Annotated in this window: 1 pseudogene; it reads left to right on the top strand. The window is 72.0% G+C overall.

The window, feature by feature from the left end:
• Window positions 1–155 precede the first annotated feature (155 nt).
• Window positions 156–440, top strand: a pseudogene (locus MTR62_RS21210) (biliverdin-producing heme oxygenase); the annotation flags it as partial.

Genomic DNA, 440 nt, shown 5'->3' with positions numbered 1-440 from the left:
GCCACGCTCGCGCGCGCCGCGCCGCTCCCCGCGCCGCCACCCGGTTCTCCCGCCCGGCTCGGGCTCACCCTGCCGATCGATTTCGCGATCACGTCTTGACACCGCCCCCTCGATCCGCCCCTCTTCCCTGCACAGCCTTGTGAAAGTTGCCCGCCATGTCCCAGACCCAGACCCTCGAAGCCCAGCCCCAGGAAGCCTCGCGCGCGCGCCGCCTGCGCGACGCAACCCACGACCTGCATCAGACGCTCGACACCTCGATCATCGATCGCGGCAGTTTCACCAGCCTCGAAGGCTACGGGCACTTCCTGCGCATGCAGCAGGCCTTCCACCGCGACATCGCCGCGCTCTACGCCGACCCGGCGCTGGGCGCGCTCATTCCTGGCCTGGCGCGCCGCGGCCGCCTGGCGCGCACCAGCGCGGACCTCGCCGATCTCGGGCTC

The organism is Novosphingobium organovorum, assembly GCF_022832435.1.
In the GTDB taxonomy this organism is placed as follows: domain Bacteria; phylum Pseudomonadota; class Alphaproteobacteria; order Sphingomonadales; family Sphingomonadaceae; genus Novosphingobium; species Novosphingobium organovorum.
The sequence above is the reverse complement of the archived record's forward strand: the minus strand, read 5'-3'. Positions and strand labels throughout refer to the sequence as shown.